The organism is Chamaesiphon sp. OTE_20_metabat_361 (assembly GCF_031364565.1).
In genome coordinates this window covers 1-4,175 of sequence record NZ_JANLWO010000010.1, presented here as the reverse complement: position 1 = coordinate 4,175, position 4,175 = coordinate 1, and the positions used below count along the sequence as shown (strand labels likewise).

At 49.4% G+C, this 4,175-nt stretch carries 3 protein-coding genes and 1 pseudogene; 3 read left to right on the top strand and 1 reads right to left on the bottom strand.

All coding sequences use genetic code 11. From position 1 onward, the window contains the following. Positions 1-482 precede the first annotated feature (482 nt). Positions 483-725, bottom strand: coding sequence for a Calvin cycle protein CP12 (locus tag RMO35_RS00305; protein WP_309737759.1), 243 nt, complete (start codon positions 723-725; stop codon positions 483-485). 320 nt (positions 726-1,045) lie between these two features. Between RMO35_RS00305 and RMO35_RS00300 the strand changes: the two genes are divergently transcribed. From RMO35_RS00300 to RMO35_RS00285, 3 genes and pseudogenes are all read left to right on the top strand, one after another. Further along, positions 1,046-2,035 (top strand): ribose-phosphate pyrophosphokinase, encoded by a 990-nt coding sequence (locus RMO35_RS00300; protein ID WP_309737758.1) that lies wholly within the window; start codon positions 1,046-1,048, stop codon positions 2,033-2,035. Positions 2,036-2,119: 84 nt separating this feature from the next. Beyond that, positions 2,120-3,752: pseudogene (locus RMO35_RS25110) on the top strand (bifunctional pantoate--beta-alanine ligase/(d)CMP kinase). A 102-nt stretch (positions 3,753-3,854) separates the two neighbouring features. Further along, positions 3,855-4,175, top strand: a 321-nt coding sequence (locus RMO35_RS00285; protein WP_309737755.1) for a hypothetical protein, incomplete at its 3' end; no start/stop codon positions are given.

Genomic DNA, 4,175 nt, shown 5'->3' with positions numbered 1-4,175 from the left:
TCTTTCCGCTCAATCCTGGGGGGATTATTCCGCAGTTGCCGGACTTGAGTTATTTGGGGTAGATGGGAGATGGGAGATGGGAGATGGGAGATGGGAGATGGGAGATGAGCGTTGATGAATTGATGTATGAAGCGTAGATTTTGCCCTCACCCCCAACCCCTCTGTCTTGTCGTTTTTTTATTCGGGGGTTCCCCCCGAATAAAAACGCCGCTCCCAAGCTTGGGAGCGATTCGCGCTCGTCGGGTTCCCCGACGGTTTAGCGAATCAAGACAGAGGGGAGCCAGAGCCGGAGGATCTGGCGGGACTGAAGAGCAAATCATACCTTAAATCAGTAACTCCAAGGTATTTACAGACAATGGCAAGTAACTAAGTTACTTGCCATTGAGGAACCCCGGTTGAGGGGTGAGATCAAAATTTGGAATCATCTACAAAGCTCTTGCTGCCTGTCAAACTAGTGTCAGAACTTAAGTTCGAGAACACGATCAGGTGTCATACAGCAGACATTCGGGAGATTCGGGATTGTCCGAACAGAAGCGTTCGAGCGAATTTTTAGGTTGAGCACTGCGTTGGTGTCCAGACTCTTGGTGTAGCTCCTCTAGGATTTCCATTGCCACAGCAAATTCGGGAGAAGTTTTACCAAACTTTTCGCCAGCCTGATGAGCGGCGTCACGAGCTTGCTCGATCCGGTCTTCAATCGTCATCTTGGTTTCTTGAGAGTTGGTCATAATCTTGGCTATGTACGGTAAGTTAGGCGTGATGTTTTAGAGCAGCTTGCCTTCTATTGTATCTTTCCCTTCTTCAAACACACGATCGCGAATGTAGAGGTTTCCACACATTACGATGAGAACTGTTTGCTGGTAGCGATTTTAATCGATCGGATCGAGCCGGAATACTTCAAAGATACTCGCTAACTGTTAATTTTGTCGTCAAAGAGTTTACTAAAATTAGTCAAAAATTAAAATTTTTCTGAATTTAAACAGACGATCGAGTGATGAGAGTGCTAGAATTGCCATGCAAAATAAGCACTCATTGAGGGTCTGCTGTTGTGATCCGTTCTGCCACCTTGCCGCTGCCTACAATTCCATCGATCGGTGATAACAGTCGTCTCCGACTGTTTTCTGGGAATGCTAATGTCCCACTATCTCAGGAAATTGCTCGTTATCTAGGACTCGATCTCGGCCCGATGATTCGGAAGCGATTTGCCGATGGCGAAATTTATGTCCAGATCCAAGAATCGATTCGCGGCTGTGATGTATACCTAATCCAGCCAACATGTAACCCGGTGAACGATAACTTGATGGAATTATTCATCATGATCGATGCCTGTCGGCGGGCTTCGGCACGCCAAATTACGGCAGTAATACCGTACTATGGCTACGCTCGTGCCGATCGTAAGACGGCTGGACGCGAATCGATCGCGGCTAAACTAGTTGCCAACCAGATTACTACTGCTGGTGCCGATCGGGTCTTGGCGATGGATCTCCATTCATCCCAAATTCAAGGATATTTTGATATCCCGCTGGATCATATTTACGGTTCGCCCGTAATCATCGATTATCTGCTCAGAAAAAATCTACCCGATGTCGTGGTGGTATCGCCAGATGTTGGTGGGGTCGCTCGCGCTCGTGCTTTCGCCAAGAAACTCAACGACGCACCGCTCGCCATCATCGACAAACGTCGTCAGGCACACAATGTGGCTGAAGTGATGAATGTCATCGGTGATGTCGCTGGCAAAACAGCGATCCTGGTCGATGATATGATCGATACTGGCGGGACGATCTCCGAAGGTGCCAAAATCTTGCGCCAACAAGGAGCGCGTGAAGTATATGCCTGTGCGATCCATGCCGTATTTTCACCACCTGCGATCGAGCGGTTATCGAGTGGGGTATTTGAGGAAGTAATCGTCACCAATACCCTCCCCATGCCCGAACATCAACAGTTTCCCCAGCTCAAAGTGCTATCGGTGGCAAACTTACTCGGTGAAACCATCTGGCGAGTACACGAGGAAAATTCTGTAAGTAGCATGTTTCGTTAGGGATTACACATGGGACGTGAGGCAGCTAGATTGCTCGGTACCCACTCCCCGTTCGATCTCCCCATCCCCCTGTGCCTGATGAATCTGCCGATCTTTACCACCCCAAATGAATTAGGACATTATCTCCAATCCCACCGCTCTCAATCGATTGGCTTCGTACCGACGATGGGAGCATTACACCTGGGACATCAAAGTTTGATCGATCGCGCCAGATGCGAAAATACCGTCGCCATTGTCAGTATTTTTGTCAATCCGTTACAGTTTGGCGCAAATGAAGATCTCGATCGCTATCCACGTCAGTTGGAAATCGATCGAGTTATTTGCCAGACAGCAGGTGTCGATGCTTTATTTGTCCCGACCCCGGCAAGTATGGGCATCAAAGCCGCGCTGACTCAAGTTATCCCCCCACCGACGATGATGAGTGGCTTGTGCGGACGGACACGGGTGGGACATTTTCAAGGTGTGGCGACGATCGTCACTAAATTGTTAAATATAGTCCAACCCGATCGCGCCTATTTTGGTGAAAAAGACGCTCAACAATTAGCCGTTATCCGCCGGATCGTCGCGGATCTGAATATCCCGGTCGATATTGTCGGTTGCCCGACACTACGCGCTGATTCTGGCTTGGCACATAGTTCCCGCAATCAATATCTTACGCCCACCGGACGCTCCCAAGCGGCGGCGATCTATCGCAGTCTCCAACAAGCGCAGCAGTTAGCAAATAGCGGCGAGCGCGAGGAAATCGCATTATTAGCCGCAGTCAAGGCGGAACTGAGTACGGTACCAGAATTTGAATTAGAATACTTGGAGCTAGTCGATCCGGAAACTTTACAATCGATCGACAGACTCGATACATCAGCCTTACTCGCGATCGCCGGACGCATCGAGAATACACGATTGATTGATAATGTGACAATCGGTGGATAGTGAATAGTGAATAGTGGATAGTGAATAGTGAATGGATTTTGGAACGATCCTCTAACTCCCCGTCCCCGAGTCTCCCCGTCCCCGAGTCCCCGAGTCCCCCCGTCCCCACAGCCCCTTCATGCCCCCTCAACTTCCAATTATCGCGATCGATGGCCCCGCAGGTGCGGGCAAATCTACAGTTACCAAGCTCGTAGCTGCCCGATTAGGGCTGTTGTTTCTCGATACAGGGGCAATGTACCGCGCGATCGCTTGGCTGGTGTTGGAGGCGCAGCTAGCCCTGGATGATGAGCCAAACATTGCGCTGGTGGTAAGTCAGGCACAGATCGCCCTTGCGGGAGAGCGGGTAATGGTAAATGGGATCGATGTGACTGAGGCAATTCGGACGCAGGTGGTGACGCAAGCCGTATCGCCCATTGCCGCGCTGGGGGTAGTGAGAACGGCATTAGTCAAGCAACAGCAGGCAATTGGTGCCCGAGGCGGGATTGTCGCGGAAGGGCGCGATATGTGTACCCAAGTGTTTCCCCACGCACAGGTAAAGATTTTCCTCACGGCATCGGTTGCCGAACGTGCGCGGCGACGCCAACAGGATTTGCGCGATCGCGGGCAAGGTGAGGTCAGCTTGGTAGAATTGGAGAGATCGATTGCCAATCGCGATTTAATTGACAGTACCCGGGAAATTTCCCCGCTCAAAAAAGCAGACGACGCGATCGAAATAATCAGCGACAATTTAAGTATTGAAGCAGTAGTCGAAAAAATCGTAGCAATGTATCAGCAAGTAGTAAATAGATAATTAAATGCCGCTCGAACCTCGCTCCTGAGATCGACAAAAACTATTTTCTAGAGCTGAATACCGATGAATTAATAGCCAACCTTATCGATTTTTTACTCGACCATGTATCGACTGCTTATTCTTGTCATGCCCTTATTCGTCAGTGCCACATCTGGCGCGATGCCGCGATCGAATATACCTCTGGAAAAATTGGCTTTGAGCCAGAAAGGATCGATCTCGATCGAGCAGATCTCGATCGGCGGTCTCAAAATCGGGATGAGCGAAGGTGAAGTCATTAAAAAGTTAGGTAAGCCTAGAAGTCGGCGGATTGCACCGAATGGCTGTACGGGCACTAACGATCTTACTTTAGAATACTCTAATTTAGATCTATATCTTATTGACGGCTCAAACGAGAAAGAAAAAAGTTATCTAACAGCCATTAGA

Bases quoted from the DNA above. Each gene is read 5' to 3' on its own strand.
- RMO35_RS00305 (WP_309737759.1), bottom strand. From the start codon at position 725: ATGACCAACTCTCAAGAAACCAAGATGACGATTGAAGACCGGATCGAG.